The 15328-nt window shown below is 53.5% G+C and carries 12 protein-coding genes and 1 pseudogene; 6 read left to right on the top strand and 7 right to left on the bottom strand.

The features are described from left to right. Nucleotides 1-1766: 1766 nt before the first annotated feature. The 3 genes from AC2YI2_RS32385 to AC2YI2_RS32375 all read right to left on the bottom strand — a co-directional run bounded on the left by AC2YI2_RS32385 (nucleotide 1767) and on the right by AC2YI2_RS32375 (nucleotide 3435). Nucleotides 1767-2354 (bottom strand): helix-turn-helix domain-containing protein, encoded by a 588-nt coding sequence (locus AC2YI2_RS32385; protein ID WP_487390655.1) that lies wholly within the window; start codon nucleotides 2352-2354, stop codon nucleotides 1767-1769. A gap of 528 nt (nucleotides 2355-2882) precedes the next feature. Next, complete coding sequence (locus tag AC2YI2_RS32380) at nucleotides 2883-3059, bottom strand: ribbon-helix-helix domain-containing protein (protein ID WP_487390654.1); 177 nt, start codon at nucleotides 3057-3059, stop codon at nucleotides 2883-2885. Next, a complete protein-coding gene (locus tag AC2YI2_RS32375) occupies nucleotides 3052-3435 on the bottom strand; it encodes a hypothetical protein (RefSeq protein ID WP_487390653.1) in 384 nt (127 codons plus the stop codon). The genes AC2YI2_RS32380 and AC2YI2_RS32375 overlap by 8 nt, the downstream gene beginning before the upstream one ends. A gap of 1301 nt (nucleotides 3436-4736) precedes the next feature. On the opposite strand from AC2YI2_RS32375, the gene repA reads away from it, so the two are divergent. The 3 genes from repA (at nucleotide 4737) to repC (ending at nucleotide 8160) form a co-directional block, all read left to right on the top strand. Then, complete coding sequence (gene repA / locus AC2YI2_RS32370) at nucleotides 4737-5909, top strand: plasmid partitioning protein RepA (protein ID WP_487390652.1); 1173 nt, start codon at nucleotides 4737-4739, stop codon at nucleotides 5907-5909. After that, nucleotides 5909-6790 (top strand): plasmid partitioning protein RepB, encoded by an 882-nt coding sequence (repB, locus tag AC2YI2_RS32365; RefSeq protein WP_487390651.1) that lies wholly within the window; start codon nucleotides 5909-5911, stop codon nucleotides 6788-6790. The genes repA and repB overlap by 1 nt, the downstream gene beginning before the upstream one ends. A gap of 146 nt (nucleotides 6791-6936) precedes the next feature. Beyond that, entirely contained in the window at nucleotides 6937-8160 is a 1224-nt protein-coding gene (gene repC, locus AC2YI2_RS32360; protein WP_487390650.1) for a plasmid replication protein RepC, read from the top strand. Nucleotides 8161-8291: 131 nt separating this feature from the next. On the opposite strand, the gene AC2YI2_RS32355 is transcribed toward repC, so the two are convergent. From AC2YI2_RS32355 to AC2YI2_RS32345, 3 genes are read right to left on the bottom strand one after another with little or no spacing between them, the layout of a single operon-like run. Further along, nucleotides 8292-10271: a pentapeptide repeat-containing protein gene (locus AC2YI2_RS32355; RefSeq protein WP_487390649.1), complete on the bottom strand. Its 1980-nt coding sequence runs from the start codon at nucleotides 10269-10271 to the stop codon at nucleotides 8292-8294. Nucleotide 10272: 1 nt separating this feature from the next. After that, nucleotides 10273-11394, bottom strand: coding sequence for a hypothetical protein (locus AC2YI2_RS32350; protein ID WP_487390648.1), 1122 nt, complete (start codon nucleotides 11392-11394; stop codon nucleotides 10273-10275). Then, on the bottom strand, nucleotides 11391-12545 hold the full coding sequence (locus AC2YI2_RS32345) for a trypsin-like serine peptidase (protein ID WP_487390647.1): 1155 nt from the start codon (nucleotides 12543-12545) through the stop codon (nucleotides 11391-11393). The genes AC2YI2_RS32350 and AC2YI2_RS32345 overlap by 4 nt, the downstream gene beginning before the upstream one ends. Before the next feature lie 1155 nt (nucleotides 12546-13700). On the opposite strand from AC2YI2_RS32345, the gene AC2YI2_RS32340 reads away from it, so the two are divergent. The 3 genes from AC2YI2_RS32340 to AC2YI2_RS32330 all read left to right on the top strand — a co-directional run bounded on the left by AC2YI2_RS32340 (nucleotide 13701) and on the right by AC2YI2_RS32330 (nucleotide 15159). After that, nucleotides 13701-13901, top strand: coding sequence for a PAN domain-containing protein (locus tag AC2YI2_RS32340; RefSeq protein WP_487390701.1), 201 nt, complete (start codon nucleotides 13701-13703; stop codon nucleotides 13899-13901). 573 nt (nucleotides 13902-14474) lie between these two features. Beyond that, nucleotides 14475-14840 (top strand): type II toxin-antitoxin system RelE/ParE family toxin, encoded by a 366-nt coding sequence (locus tag AC2YI2_RS32335; RefSeq protein WP_487390646.1) that lies wholly within the window; start codon nucleotides 14475-14477, stop codon nucleotides 14838-14840. Beyond that, entirely contained in the window at nucleotides 14833-15159 is a 327-nt protein-coding gene (locus AC2YI2_RS32330; protein WP_487390645.1) for a helix-turn-helix domain-containing protein, read from the top strand. The genes AC2YI2_RS32335 and AC2YI2_RS32330 overlap by 8 nt, the downstream gene beginning before the upstream one ends. Before the next feature lie 28 nt (nucleotides 15160-15187). Here the strand turns inward: AC2YI2_RS32330 and AC2YI2_RS32325 are convergent. Further along, nucleotides 15188-15328: pseudogene (locus tag AC2YI2_RS32325) on the bottom strand (integrase); the annotation flags it as partial.

The following is a 15328-nucleotide window of genomic DNA, read 5'->3' as shown; positions in this document are numbered from 1 at the left end:
TTGTCCGATGAACGGCGATTCAGATTCTCCCATCACACCCCCCTGGGTCGAAGTCGCTACGCTCACTATCTCACCCAAAGGCGGACCTCGCCGGCAGAAGGTAGGACACGGCTACGGAAAGCCGAAACGAAGGATCACTTAGGAAGCTGATCCTCGCCTCCATTGCCGTCGCAGGCGGCGTACGCCATGTGAGTTCCGTGTTCTGGTTTCTCCATGGTTCGGAAGCGAAGCGCTCGGCCGAACCAGAAGCATCACGACGCCGAGCATTGGGGAGGAGCGAAAGCAGGGGATGCCGTTGGGAAGGACAAGCCAGCACGGCTCTCGACGGAGAATAATGGTAAGAAAATATTATCTCCATTATCTCTGAGATTATCTTCAATAATGCGGGATCGTTGTCCGGCAAGGTAGCGCACATGCAAGGAACGAAGACACCAGCGAGATGCCTGCGTGTTGGTGAGTCAAGATCCGCGATCTACATGCGGGCCGATACCGAGACCTTTCCGAAAGATCGGCCGCACGTTCGGACCACCCTTCTCCAGGCTCGGCTGAACAGGTCATTAGCATCGCCATCTGGTCGTTCGCCTTCAGCAGTCCCTCATGCTGCAGAGCCAATTCGACCAAGAGGCCTTCCTTGGTTCGTCATCAGGCTCCGTCGATTATTGTTATCATTATCCTAATAATATTATCTAGGATTAACTCCTTGATAATAACAATAATATTATCTCAAATATATTATCTTGATAATCCTTCCATATAGGAAGAGTGCCTTCGCTCTCGCATAAACCCTCGTCGCTATAAGCGACTGACGTTGGGGTACGCCCTCCTTGTCGCTACGTTCCTCAGGCATGTTCGGCAGTTGTCCACTTTCCTGGTTTCCAAGCGGGGGTCAGCCTTCGCATTCTGGTTCAGGAAGGGCGGAGCGTTCTTTCCCCTGGTTCAGGCGGAAGCAATTCAGCCCATGGCTCCGTTATAAAGTAAATGGTTTTCGCAGTAATGTGAAAATCTATATATATTTTCTCGAGCTGATTTTCAGAAAAACCTCATTTACATTATGAAAGTTAATCACCGAGATAATATACGCGGGGATTATCTACATAATCGCCTTCCAGATTTTCCTGTATATACGTCTTGGGCCTATGTTCACACCCGGGTCACACCCGGGGATCAAAGCCACCCCCCCGGGGTAAGCTTTTCACACTGGCTCCTACCCCCCACCCATCTCTGTGGATCAGGCCCTCACGGGCCTTGTAGGTGTAGGCGTTAAGTCGAACGGGCACCGATCAGCCAGCGGATTAGTGGGCTATTTCATCAGCTAGCCTAACGCCTGGTCCTGTGTGCGATGAGCACAATGGGTATGCAGCGCCGGATTCAGGACGGCTACAGGAGACCCTGCTCGTCGCTACTGGAGCTCGTCTGCAGAGCGATGCGAAGTTTCCCTGACCTACGATTTCGATCGCTCCAACATCGTCTAAAGCCATCCTAAAGCCTGGGCCACATCCAAGGCTCTCAGCGTCCAGAGAGGATTATCAAATCATCTCGATAATCAGTTTCGAAGAACTCCGCCACAAACTGGTTTGGGAGGTGCTCAGTCCTACCTTTTCGAAGGTCGAGCATCTCCCCTTTTTCCTTTTTGCGATAGTCACCGCGGAGCTGCCCGTGTCAAATCGCCGTGAAAAAAGCGCTACTTAGTTGGAGCAAGTTTTAACTCGGTCTCGACTTTCTAAAGGGTCGATCATCGTCAACACCCAAAAAAGGCAATAGGGAGCCTAAAGGTTATAAGGCTTGAACCATGACATACCGCCACCCTTGTTCAAGCTCGTCTGGTTCACCTGGTCCCACTCATTTCCAGTAGACCCGGCCGTTTCCATTACCTTGCTCGGTGCAATTCCGTTTCTCGGAATATCGTCAGCATCCAGCTTAGGTAAGTCTCCTGAAGTTGCCGAAGCCTTGAGCTTACCCCGCTTGATCTCACCTGGGCGTGCATTTTCGTGGGCCTTGGCGATCGAGTCGACCAACTCGACCAAAGGTGCGAGGTCGTAAGTGTTGGACGAAATAACGCCTTGCGTCCTTCGGTTCGTCTTTACGATCAATCCGTCTTTGGAGAGACGAGCAATTGCCCGCTGCACCTGACGCTCCGAAACGCCTAGATGTTCTGCCAATTTTGCCATACCTAGAAAGGGCATCTTCTCCTTTTGCCACCAGTACCCCACGAGCTGGAGCACCACTAGCAGTTCCACCGGGGTCAGCCGGTGCTCCTTGTTTAAGAAGTTGTTCAGCCGCAGGAGATCGTTTGGGATCTGTGTAAAACCCCTTTGGGCTACGGCTTGACCCCATTTATTGACCATGTTTTCCATTATCTCTGATGTCCCATGCTCTGCGAACCACACGACAATACGTCGCCCATTCCATACGACGTTATGTCGTTCTATTAATATGAATCAACTAAGATTTAACTGGAGTTTACCTACCAGGGAAGCTGGAGGTAATCTCCAGATAATCTCCTATACAACCCCCAAAAAAACACTCCGGTTAGCCAAAGGATTAGGACGTGAATTGGTTGCCTGCTGCAAAAATTGCGACAGCCGCAAATTGACAAACCTGTGCGGCCAAACCATACACCTGCGCGTTCTTCAAGCGGTCATAAGCGCAAGCACCGATACATTCGATTTGCGGCAGGGCATGGGGGTGCCCGTTGAATGGCAACTCGATTGTCAGTCGGCAGGCGATTTTTCGCATCGTCTTTACGGATAGGACCATAACAGATCCAAGGTGTCGTAGACGACCGCCCTCCCCTGCCCTAGCTTGCAAATACAACCCATTGCTGTGGGAGAATGAACCAAAGAGATCAACTTCAAGCCACATCGAGAAGTACCTGGCCGTGTTTATCGTGGGGTCTGTGCGAGCGAAGCTCCTCCTTTATAGATGAAATAAAGATCTAGCGCTTCCTGCAGGATGTCCTTCTTGCTCTTGCCGGTTTCGGCGTGAAGCATGGCAATGTTCCTTGCGTAGCGAGTTGGTAGGTTGGCACCAACCATCGTCGTCTCAGGATTGTCAGCCATGGCGTATTGCCTCTTCGCCTTCGACTTGTCCTTGGTTGGTTCCTCCGGCACTACGCCGTCCAACGCTGCGAGACTTAGCTGCTTTTTTGACATGGCTCTTCTTCCCAAATAGAGCTGACGCGACATTGTCGTAGAGCTTAGCGACTTCTTCAGCCGCTTTGCCTGACGCCTCATATTTCTGCACTGCGAGACCGTCCTGGAAAGCTCTCGGATAGGCCTTGCGCAGGCGGATCTCCGCAGGGGCTACGTCAGCCTTGAGCTTTTCCGTGATCAACTCCCGGGCCTGGCCGATCTCGGCGCCAACAGGAGGACAAAGCGTGAGGACGACAACTGTCTTCTTTCCCATCATCTGGCTCAGATTGGTTGTCTGAGCCATGGCTCTAAGGTCGATGGCATCGGCCTTTGTAGGGATGAGGACTAGATCGGCGGGGATGAGAGCGGCTTCGGGGGCCGAGCCGAAATGTCGAGAGTTGGTGCAGCCGCATTAAGCACTCTTGCCATGTTTGGTCTCCCCGTAGAGCTGTAAGCGTGTAAAGGCGTAGAGTTCTTTGATCTCAGCGGCTGCTTTGCCATCTGGCTCAAATTCCATTGGCGTCAATCCCGCAACTTGCGCTCGACCGTATGGTAGCCCTCCCTGCATTAGTAAGGCTCCACCATTTCAGCCTTTCGGGCGCACGCTGGATCCCCGTCGAACGAAATGCCAATGGAGTCTTCACCCGTGGCCGATTGTTGTGGCAAAGAACCTAAAGTATATATGCGATTTCTTGAAAGTCAAATTACGCTAGTGAGAAGAAGGCCGTTTATGAATATAATGCGGAGTTGATTTTCTCTATGCGATATTCTCAAAAATACCTAACAATTTTGAGCAAAAATCGTTGAATATTACTTCGTTAATAAATTCTGATATTGGACGTCGCGCTCGATTTGAAATCCATCTCAAAAATAAGCGTTTATGCGCCGGAAAATATCTGACTCTCGCATGATGTTAGTGGGTGCCGTGGCGATCACGGTATGATGCGAAGTCAGCTTCGTCCGGATACTGAGGCAAAGAAGCCATTCGCTGCCCAATTAACGCTCCGCACAATTTGCGCAAATTGCGTAGCCGTGCCTACGTTTCATTTGATGAACGCGACAAGCCCATCGAACGCGTGCTCCTCGGTGGGGAAGGCGACCGCCCTCCCCTGCCCTACAGCCTCATTGCCTTCTCAATATTGTCGAACCAGAGAGGTCGACCTCCAGTGACAAGGAATAGAACCGCGCCATGTCTTGCCCGGGTCGTGGCATTCCAGATAGGGGGGTTCAGGGAGTACCGTCAGTTGACGTGACGCTTCCACGCCTATCCTCATGGATGAAACGATAATCCTGAATCCGTCACCGGCAATCGATTCAGCAAGTTTGATTATTCAATTATGAGGTAGACTTTTTTCTAGGAAGGTCTCCCCTTCCCGGCGCCGTCGCTAACTTCGGAAGCGGTGTAAAGCGGATTTAGCAGGTTCGTCCTTGATTACAGGGAGGCAGCCGCTGCAGCCGCTGCAGGCGCCGCTTCGCGAGATGCGCGGTTCGGCGAAAGTTATTCTGCGTTAACCAAAAATCGTTTGCCGGAAACGCGGAATCGGGTGATAGTGACGTTTCAAGGGCGATTTGGCCCCTAAATCGTTACTGGGTCTGAGCCGCTTCATGAACGTTACCGCCCACCCACATCTAGATTTCGCTGGGAAGATTCTCGAGCACAGCGATGATATTTCGGATAAGCTCGATCTTCTCCGGATGCAGCGTTTTCCTCCGAATGCCCAAAAGACGCTTCGCGAGTTCACTCTCGGCGAAGTTGCAGATTTTCTAGACGTGTCAGCCAGCTACCTGAAGAAACTCCATCTTGGTGAGAAAGCCATTGCGCCATCTACCGTAACCGCGGCGGGCCGGCGTTTTTACACCCTTGAGAAGATGAATGGCATCCGTGAGGTTATCAACCGTGTTCCTCACAGGAAGCTGCATGAACCTCTCCAGGTTATGGCGGTAGTTAACTTCAAGGGGGGGTCGGGCAAGACGACAACAGCAGCCCATTTGGCCCAGTACCTAGCCCTTAAGGGACTTCGGGTTTTGGCGATAGATCTAGATCCCCAAGCCTCTCTCACATCGATGTATGGAATTCAACCAGAGCTCGACAACAAGCCCTCCCTCTATGAGGCGCTTCGCTATGATGAACAGAGAAAGTCAATTAAGACCGTTATTGCGCGGACGAATTTTGAGAACTTACATCTGGTGCCAGCAAACCTTGAGCTCCAAGAATACGAATATGATACCCCGCTCGCCATGCAGCGGCAGGACTCCAAGGAAGGCAAATTCTTCTACACAAGAATCAGGACCGCGCTCGATGAGGTCGATAGCTCCTACGACGTGGTCGTGATCGACTGCCCGCCGCAGCTCGGCTACCTGACGCTAACTGCTCTCGCCGCGGCTACCGCTACGCTCATCACCGTCCATCCGCAGATGATGGACGTGATGTCGATGTCCCAGTTTCTCGCCATGCTTGGTGGCATCCTGCGATCGATCGAAAAAGTCGGTGTTCAGCTGCGGATGGAATGGTTCAGATACCTCGTCACCCGCTATGAACCGATGGATGTCCCACAGCAGCAGATGGTCGGGTTTATGCAGACGATGTTCGCCGAGCAGATGCTAAAGCACCAGATGGTTAAGTCGACTGCTATCTCAGACGCAGGCCTGACGAAGCAGACCCTTTATGAGGTCGAGCGATCCCAGTTCACTGCTTCGACATATGACCGGGCTCGCGAGTCAATGGATGCAGTGAATGGTGAGGTACTCGATCTGATCAACAAGGCGTGGGGGCGCTGATGGCACGCAAGGATGTATTTGCCGGCATCTCTGACCAGCCCAAGCGTGATCGGGATCGAAGCTATGTCGCCCACGGAGCCGCAAAGGCGATGATGGGCTCGCTGGAGGAATTGGCTGAGCTCGCTAAATCTGGTGGAGGCATCCTGGAGCTTGACCCACAACTGGTCGACCCATCGCCATTCCCCGACAGGCTGCCGGACGATGATCCCCTCCCCTTCGAGAATTTCAAGAAGTCGATGTCCGAGGAGGGGCAAAAGGTTCCTATTCAGGTTCGCCCTCACCCAACAGCACCGGGCCGCTATCAGGTGATCTACGGCCACCGCCGATTGCGAGCGGCAAAGGAGCTTGGCACGCCAGTTAAGGCGATCCCGATGACAATTTCAGATGCGGATCTAGCCGTCGCCCAAGGGATCGAGAACGCCGCCAGGCAAGATTTGAGCTGGATTGAACGAGCATTGTTCGCGAAGCGCATGGAAGATGCAGGGGTCAAGTCGAGGGACATACAGGCAGCACTGTCGGTGGATCGTGCCGAACTGGCGAAGCTCCGAGGTGTTGGTCTAGTCATTCCGGTAGACCTCATTGAGGCAATCGGCAGAGCTCCGAAAATTGGCAGGCCCCGCTGGCAGGAGCTAGCGAAGTGGGTGGATCTTCATCCAAACCAACTCGAAGAAGCGCGAAAAATGTTGTCAGCTGACAGCAATTCGTCCTCGGACCGGCGCTTCCACGTGGTGCTCGAAGCCGTAAGACCACACTCCTCGTCCAGGCCTCAGCAACCCAGCATCAAGATCGTAGCGACCACTGCCCGTGATCGTGCGTTCGCAAAGTTCGTCGAGAGCCGCTTGCCGGCGCTGATTGAAGAGTTCGAAAAAGGAGAGACCTGAGCAAAAGAAAAAGGCCCCCAAACGTTGCCGTCGTGGAAGCCTCCTTCGAAGTAAGCATCCGAAAGATCGCACCTCCACGAATCATTGTCAAGTATGGGCACCGTTTCGGTGAGCGGACAGCTTTTGCCTTGTGAAAGGTGAAGACGATGCAGATTGGAAGTGTGACGACGCCCTTTGGGCGGCGGCCGATGACGCTTGCCTTGGTGAAACGCCAGGTGGCGACATCAGAGGCAGACAAGGACCGCTCGGTCGACAAGTGGAAAGTGTTTCGCGATGCCTGCGAGGCGCGGTCGCTTCTTGGCGTCCAGGATCGGGCCCTCGCCGTGCTCGATGCGCTGTTGAGCTTTCACCCCGTTGCCGAGCTGAGTTCCGAACGGGCCATGGTGGTGTTCCCCTCCAATGCGCAGCTCTCGATCCGCGCGCATGGCATTGCTGGGACGACGCTGCGGCGTCATTTGGCAGCGCTTGTCGATGCCGGCCTGATCATCCGCCGCGACAGCCCGAACGGCAAGCGCTATGCGCGGAAGGATCGTGGCGGCGAGATCGAGATGGCCTTCGGCTTCGATCTCTCGCCGCTTCATGCCCGTGCGGCGGAACTCGCCATGCTGGCCCAGCAGGTGGCGGACGAGCGGGCGCGGTTCCGGCGCGTCAAGGAAGAGCTGTCGATCTGCCGGCGCGATGTCCGCAAGCTGATCTCGGCGGCGATGGAGGAAGGTGCCGACGGCGACTGGATGGCGGTTGAGGATATCTATATCGGCCTCTGTGCCCGCGTCCCACGCAGCCCGACGGTCGACCAGGCCCTCGAAATCCTCGATGAAATGGAGCTGCTGCGCGGAGAAATCCTCAACCTGCTGGAAGCGCAGGAAAATCTCAAAAAAACAGACACCAATGACGACCAAATCGGACGTCACATACAGAATTCAAAATCCGACTCTATCAATGAATTTGAACCTCGCTCTGAAAAAGAGCAGGGCGCAAAGCCGGTGGACAAGGATCGACCGAAGCGGGAGCCTATCCCGATCAAGAATTTCCCGCTTGCCATGGTGCTGCGGGCCTGCCCTGAAATCGGGATGTACGGCCCGGGCGGGACGGTCGGCAGCTGGCGCGACATGATGGCGGCCGCGGTGACCGTCCGGTCGATGCTCGGGGTCAGCCCTTCGGCCTACCAGGAGGCCTGCGAGGCGATGGGGCCGGAAAATGCCGCCACCGCGATTGCCTGCATCCTCGAGCGGGGCGGGCACATCAATTCGCCGGGCGGTTATCTCAGGGACCTGACGCGCAAGGCGGCGAAGGGCGAGTTTTCGCTCGGGCCGATGCTGATGGCGCTGCTCCGGGCGGATCAATATGAAAGCGTGAAAGCCGGATTATGAGTCGGGCCTGGTGGACCCGCCCCATAGGTAGAGCGCGACCGGGTCTGTGCCGCAGTCTGTTACATTCGGAACAAGCGGTTTTAGAACCGATTGATACATTGAGCGTGACATAGAACCCCATAGATGGTATATTACTGTCGAATTGGCTCAAGGAGAACATCAACTATGTTGCATTCTTTTGTAAAAATAGCGACTCTTTCCGCATTGGTCGCCTTGTTGCACTCTGCTGCCGTAAGTTCCGCGATCGCCGACTGCAGCGCAGGTTCAATCTGCTGACCAGAGTTGGCCTTTTTTCCTGGCGGAGGTACGGAAAGCCCCGCCATAACTGCCGCGAACAACTCTTGATCTCTCAACTGTTTCGTGAGGTGGTAAATCGGATCAAAAGATGTAAAGCGTGGATTTGAAACAGCTTTTTTGACGCGGCTCAATTGGTTCTTTATCATCGTAGCGTCGGCAACTTTGGGCCCCTGCCCTACTACCTTCAAATATTTATATTTTGCGACGGCGCGCAATAGTCCGGTTTCATCAAGTGTCGGTTTTTGTTCGGTAGCGGACTTCAACAGCCGAATGGATTCGGACAAAAGAGCCTCGTGCTGGACATCATCCTCCGTAAGATCCGATTCCTGAAGCAGAACATAAGCAAGTGTATTGTCATAGTTGGGTGACATGGCCTTTTGCGCCTTTCGCGCCGCTTCGACCGCTGTCAAATTAAGCGGTGCGGGACACTTGGCCCGTTCCGCCTCCGAAAGCTGAGGGGCGCCGACTTCAATACCCCATTGAGCGTAGAAGAATGCGAGGGCGTTGTATGAACTAGCGAATTCTACATCAGAGGCATCACTCGTCTGTGCCGCCATAGGCGGCCATGGTCGAGTACAAATTTGTTCAATGAAAGCACGCTTATATGATTCCATCCTTTTGAGGTTTCCACTTGTTAGGGGAGTTTCCGGGGACATGCTAACCAAACGTCCTACCACCCCACCACTCCATCCGGACGCCAACCACCAAGCGTTCAGACTAAGGCTCTCGAGAGTCGCATTGTCAAATGTCGCTCCTGAAAAAGAGGTTTGAAAGAAGTTATTATCCTGGAACTTTACCTCGCTGAAAATAGCCTTGTCGAAAACAGTGCGCGAGAAGTCGCTGGACCGGATTATAGTGTTTCTGAAGATCATCCGCTGGAATTGACTGTAACTGAAGTTCGATTTCTCAATCACTCCGTAACGCATGACAGACTCGGAAAATACCGAGTAGCTAATTATCGTGTTGAAAAACTTAGAACTACAGAAGTTTGACTTGGTAAAGTTCTTGCCGACTAATGAAACGTCCGATACATTCGCTGAATTCAGTTCGACGCGGGTAAAAAGCCGTGTAGTGTCAGGCACAAAAGATATAAGACATCCAAAACGAGCTAACGCACTGGCCTTCTGCGCACCGCTAGCTGTCTCTGAGAGAACAATCCGATGATTCCGATCAATCTCCTGAGGAATGTAGTTCGTGTAAAAATAAACTAGCGAAAAAGCTACCAAAAATAAAAAAATCGCTAAAGTTGACCAAGATGTATTGCGTTTAAACCAGTGCCATTTGCTCGCTTCAACAAAGTCGATGATCTGTTTGTCATCGGGTTTCATCTGTTCTACGTCTTGGATGGCCTTACGGCCGAGTATTAGAAAACCTGGGTCTTCTCCAAACTGCTTCCAAAGTCTAGAGGCCGCGGCAAGTCTGACTAACGTATTTCTGCTGTCCAATCGAAAAGGGGTCTCAGGACTGTCTGGCCTATTTTTGCGTTTGTGCCCCCGATAGGGTCTCAACACCCATGGATCTTTCTCGGGTTCGTGGCCTTCAAATCGCCACAACTCTGCAGACCAATAATCCGCGATACTTTGCATCCGCCGACGATCATCGTCTTCCTTGACCGAGGAGCCTTGCTCAACAATTTCTCGAAGCAATAGGGCGATTTCTCCGTACAAGCTCTCGGTGTCTTTGCGGGGCCTCGGATTTTTACGACGGGCGATCCTGTATTTGAGTAGTATATTTTTGTGCTTTGCGTATAAGTCGGACAGGGTGTGAACAGCACCCTGTCCGCTTTCGTCTGACACAAGATCTCTATCGTCCATCTCAATCTCCGGGTAGTATAATATGAGAAATAAAAGGATGCAAATCGCCTAGCTCATCGCACAATCGGATAATAGTCTCATCATGAGCGTAGAATAACTTCCGCACGAGCTTTTGACACGTTTCAAAGCGCTGCTTGACGGCTCTAGCAATTCTTGCTTCTTCCTCTGGTCTCTGTGAAATCTTTCGCTCGAACTCTTCGTCGGTCGCCGCTTGTGCCCGAAGTTCTTCATTTGAAGGCACCTCTACAGCCAGCGCATCATCAGCGTCTGAAAGGGCGAGCTCCAATCCAGTTCCCCAAGTACCTGTTTTATCAATTCTGCTAATGTCCAAAAGCTGATTTCGAATGCCCGGCCACTCATCGGCAAGCTGTTCGCGCGCGGCAAGATCACCTTTTTGCGGATTTTCTGCGGCTCGGACCAAGAGCTCAATGCTGTCAGCAACGCGGATCATTTCGTTTTCTATACTTTGCCAGACCTCGTGCAGCGCAATAAGGTTCTTGAGGTATTTGAACGCGTCTTGAAGGCCTTTTTCGATATCTTGATACGGTTCCCGGTCGGCGACCGGTTTCGCAAACGCAACCTGTTGAGCAACAAAAGCCAGCTTATCCAGTTCCAAAAGAGACGCAGTGCCAATTAGGCCTGCGTTGAGAGAGATTTGAGTCTCCAGGACCGTCCGTTTTAGCGGTTTCAGAAACCGCATCGCAGCACCATTGTCTCGCTTCTTAATGGCAGCTTCGAAGCTATCCCTAAAGTCTGAGATTCTCTTTAAGTTGGCTTGTATTGCTGGATAAACGCGAACTACTCCTTCGTCTTCGGACGCAACGACCCGCCGGAGCTGATGATAGCAATGCTCGATGTCGGTGAACGTGATAAAAAGATTAGTTGACAGAAATTTCTTGACGTCTCCCTCACTGTTATTGGGGAATTCAAAACCAGGCTGGGAAGTCCTTAACTGCAAGTCGTGCAGTATTCCATGAAATCTCTTATATGCTCTGAACGCGCTAATATCTGCAGAAATCTTCTTCAAAAATGTTGCGTTGCTGAAAAGTATACGTCTAACGTCAACTTCGTCCTTGTGCAGGTAAAGATGCTTAAATCCTTTCGCAATCTTTGGGTCAATCATTCCGCGGGCCCCTTGTTTGAAGCAATGGATCCCTGCTTAAGTCGCGCGAGCCGATCCAAGACATGTGCGATGCAGATGCCCTCATTTTTGACAATTGGAGGTTTGCCCGCGACTTCGACCGGCCTCCCGCCAGCATGATGAAGGGCGATAATTCTGCCCCTTTCATCGAAAACTGGAGCGCCAGAAGATCCCTGTGTGGTGTCAGTGAGGTACCTTACGAATATGCCTTGGATCTCGCTGACCTTGTTGCGAACATATCCCAATCGCTTATGATTGCCCTTAGGGTGCTGCACGATGAAAGCCCTGTCGTTGATTTTTGCCCGTGCAATATCGGCAAGATTTATTGTCGGCCAACTTGAAGAATCTTCATTAAGATCGATCGCCGCCCAATCTGAGTTTTCTTCCCCGATAACGCTGCTCAAATTCCCAGTAAAGGCGCCGATTTTGTCTCCGGGCTCACCTGCCTCGTGATCAAATCCAAACTTGACTACGACCTTCGTAGCACGCTGACCGTCGGGAAAGAGGACATGATGATTTGTCAGCACCGTGTTTGTACCGACTTTAAACCCTGTGCCGTTGAGCTTTTGAAATCCCCGCTCGACAGTTATGTGACAAACACTCTTGGCACGTTGCGCGAGTGAACTCAGCGTGGCAATGAGGCCTTCTATCTCCGGGATCCCTATCGTTAGATCATCGTAAAAAAGATAGGCTTCTTTCTCGCTTACATATTCGTATTCGGATGGGGCGCCAAAAGAGACGGGCTGCGCGTCCAAAACTAATGCGTGTCCGCCGAGTACGTTACGTAGAAATTCGTGCGAGTCCGAGCGGGCGGTAGTTGCTAACGTGATCTCCACCGCGTTCCTCAGTTTGCCCTTCAGCGCCAACCTTCGCACCAGTTGTCGCCATAAAAGTCTGATGTCGGTTCCCGTTCGGAGGTCGCCTGTCCTAATCTTGAACTGTCCCGCGAAAGACAGGGCTTCACTGGCGGATGGAAAAACTGACTCCATGGCTCTTACGAATTCGGCGCCCTCGCGGGTCTCAAAGGGAAAGGCGTCACTTTCTAATAAATTTGGCATCGACATCCCGCTGGCTTCTGGCTGAACACCAGCGAGTGAGCCGGCAGCCGGAACTTGGAGCAACTTAATGGACATCTTATATCTAGTCTAGTTGAGAGTTTAAAGGAGTACATCTCTTGAGTTCTTGCTGGCCCAATTGGGGTCCTTGTTCCCGAAGATCACTTGTGATCCGGCGATTTCGAGCTCTGGTGTCAGTGGTGTGACTTCACCCTCGTTGGGACACTAGATTTGCGAAGCATCGACGGGAGAGCGAGCTAAGGCAATCATTTATAGAAAGGATTTGCTCTTGATAACCCTGGGTATCTAGGTCTATTCTCTTGCAGAGGCTTGGGGATCCCTAGCAATATCATTTCGACTGCGGGCGAGAGGGCTCTCAGACCTTATAGGGCTCGCGGTCCGTTGATGAAATACGATCCGCAATTCTCGAAATCGAAAGTCGGCGAGGCCTCTTGGTCGACCCCCTTACGATCAAATCATTCAAGATTCACCTGCATCACCTTCTTAGGGTCCTCGGTCGTACTGATGAATGGACTCAAGGGAGGAGCCACCATGCGACTAACGGAGCTGAAATTCGCCCCAACGCTACTGGCCGAATTGGAAGCGCGTGGCTTCCGGACCGTTGAAGAGATGGCAGATCTGTCGAACGCTTTCATTCTCCGCAGCCCAAAGATGGGCGGCGCTGCCTACCGCCTCCTGGCCGCCGCTATGGGTCGCGACGTTTACGCCAAGTTTTGTCGACCCGCGGTCGTCCGAAGGAAAATCGGACGTGTGCTCCTATCTAGGCCAGAGGCCAAGCCGAACTGCATAGAGCCCACCTACGTGCGGGTCGTTCGAGGGGCGCGCCGCGCTGAGCACAATTCCAACCGATCGCAGAAAGACGCGGTTCAATCGTCGACACGGAATTCGCCTTCATGCCGCGCTCGGCGGATCCGCAGGCACCGGCCTTGATGCAAAGGGCGACGACCTGCGGATCCGGAGTTCTGGCGCCGGCACCTGGCAGCGAAATGCTTCCAGTCGGACGCGTAGGCGGGGCGGCTATTGCTGGAACTGGCAAACCTCGACGAAAGTGCGGGCGCGATCGGCGAGCTGTTCCAGATGGCGGGGGCAGGCTAGTGTCCGCCTCCGGGAGAGGGCAGGGGGAGATCGCTGTTCCGGGTCGACGCCTGAGGCATGGAAACATCAGGCGGCCCAGCGCTCTCCTCGGCGTGACTTTTGCTGTTCTAGTCGAGGATTTGGGCCATTCTCTCTATAAAGAGCAAAACATCCGATAATGCCGCGCTGTGCCGCGATGCCTGTTCCGCCGACAACATGTGCGTGGCCTACACATTCGTCCGGCCCGGCATTCAGGCGCCGGGGGCGCGCTGCTGGCTCAAGTCGAGCCGTCCGGGTCCTGCCACCGGCGATTGCTGCGTATCGGGTGTGAGGCTGTGATCAGCCGCGGGTGGTAGTCTCACGGGTGCCGGGAGAGATTCATTGTCTTCCGTCTTCTTGCTGGCTTGGGGAACTGACCGACCGCGCCATCCTGTCCAAGAGCGAAGTGACTCAGAGCAGACGGTTCAGGCTGCCGGCTTTCCAACAGGTCTCAACACATCCCCCGGAGCACGATCACATCGTGAACTGCCGGGCGTGGCCTGGCGCCACCACGACGTCTTATGGCGAGGGAAACTGCAAGAAAGGCTCCGGAAGGCGGTTTTGTCCGGCAACGTGGCTGTGAACTTGCCCGATTCCTGGGATTTTTTGCGCCAAAAGCCATCACTATGGATACTTGCGACATCGACTTATGCAGCGCTTGCTGCTTGGCATCCTGCAAAGGCACGCCACGGTCAGATAGCCAGGTCGCAACCGTGCGCCGATGACATCGCCGGCTCGAGACCGCTGCTAGGCGCGCGCCGTGACCACCACGTCTGGTCAGTTGCTGGTGCCGCCGCAGGAAACCACGGCTATTGCCTCAAGATGAGATGTAGGCTATAGATCCCAAAGTATCTATATCATTCAGGATATGAAATGACGCAATGGACGGTCGAGTTTCATGACCGCTTCAGGAGGGAGATCATAGACCTTCCGGCCGATGTTCGGGTCGAATTGCTCGCGCATTTGGTGGTGCTTCGCGAGAAGGGCTTTCGACTGGGACGACCAGAGGTCGACACACTCGAAGGCTCCAGACACGCGAACATGAAAGAGCTGCGCGTCAAGGTGTTGAAGGTGCATTGGCGGTTCGCCTTTGCCTTCGATCCGGAGCGAAAGGCTGTGGTTCTATGTGGTGGTGCGAAGAGCGGTGTGAGTCAGAAGCTCTTCTACAGGCGGCTGATCGATCTGGCAGACAAACGGTACGACGAGCATTTGAGCGAGTTGGAGAAGAGACATGGATGATCTCGATAAGCTGATACAGACGCTGCCTGAGGATGAACAGCGCGCCGTTGAGAAGCGGGCCGACGAGCTAGTCACGGCGCGCAATCTGCGTGAATTGCGGGCCCTCGCTGGACGGACGCAGGAAGATGTTTCTGCCGGGACCGGCTTCAAGCAGACCAACGTCTCGAGACTGGAAAAGCGCGCTGACATGAAACTGTCGACGCTTCGCGACTATGTTGAATCCCTCGGCGGCACGTTGAAAATTGTCGCGGATGTTGCTGGCAAGAAAGTCGATCTTTCCAGCATCGCGGAGCGCTCCAGACACGGTTCCAAGATCTGAGCGAGTCACGGTAGGGGAGGGGCTGCCGTCATAGTCCCGACGCTTTGGTGAGATTGACCCGGAAGCGATCGCGCCGGCGCTGATAGCGACGGGTCATTTCCGCGCTGGAATGGCCGAGTTGCTTCTGGACGTAGCGCTCGTCGACCTCGGCCGACGAGGCCAGGCCGGC

This window comes from Rhizobium sp. SRI_017 (assembly GCF_057586295.1).
This window is presented reverse-complemented; position numbering and strand designations above follow the sequence as displayed.

Excerpts from the sequence above, each read along its gene's own strand:
- AC2YI2_RS32385 (WP_487390655.1), bottom strand. The coding sequence starts at position 2,354 with ATGGAAAACATGGTCAATAAATGGGGTCAAGCCGTAGCCCAAAGGGGT.
- AC2YI2_RS32380 (WP_487390654.1), bottom strand. The coding sequence starts at position 3,059 with ATGGCTGACAATCCTGAGACGACGATGGTTGGTGCCAACCTACCAACT.
- AC2YI2_RS32375 (WP_487390653.1), bottom strand. The coding sequence starts at position 3,435 with ATGGCTCAGACAACCAATCTGAGCCAGATGATGGGAAAGAAGACAGTT.
- repA (WP_487390652.1), top strand. The coding sequence starts at position 4,737 with ATGAACGTTACCGCCCACCCACATCTAGATTTCGCTGGGAAGATTCTC.
- repB (WP_487390651.1), top strand. The coding sequence starts at position 5,909 with ATGGCACGCAAGGATGTATTTGCCGGCATCTCTGACCAGCCCAAGCGT.
- repC (WP_487390650.1), top strand. The coding sequence starts at position 6,937 with ATGCAGATTGGAAGTGTGACGACGCCCTTTGGGCGGCGGCCGATGACG.
- AC2YI2_RS32355 (WP_487390649.1), bottom strand. The coding sequence starts at position 10,271 with ATGGACGATAGAGATCTTGTGTCAGACGAAAGCGGACAGGGTGCTGTT.
- AC2YI2_RS32350 (WP_487390648.1), bottom strand. The coding sequence starts at position 11,394 with ATGATTGACCCAAAGATTGCGAAAGGATTTAAGCATCTTTACCTGCAC.
- AC2YI2_RS32345 (WP_487390647.1), bottom strand. The coding sequence starts at position 12,545 with ATGTCCATTAAGTTGCTCCAAGTTCCGGCTGCCGGCTCACTCGCTGGT.
- AC2YI2_RS32335 (WP_487390646.1), top strand. The coding sequence starts at position 14,475 with ATGACGCAATGGACGGTCGAGTTTCATGACCGCTTCAGGAGGGAGATC.
- AC2YI2_RS32330 (WP_487390645.1), top strand. The coding sequence starts at position 14,833 with ATGGATGATCTCGATAAGCTGATACAGACGCTGCCTGAGGATGAACAG.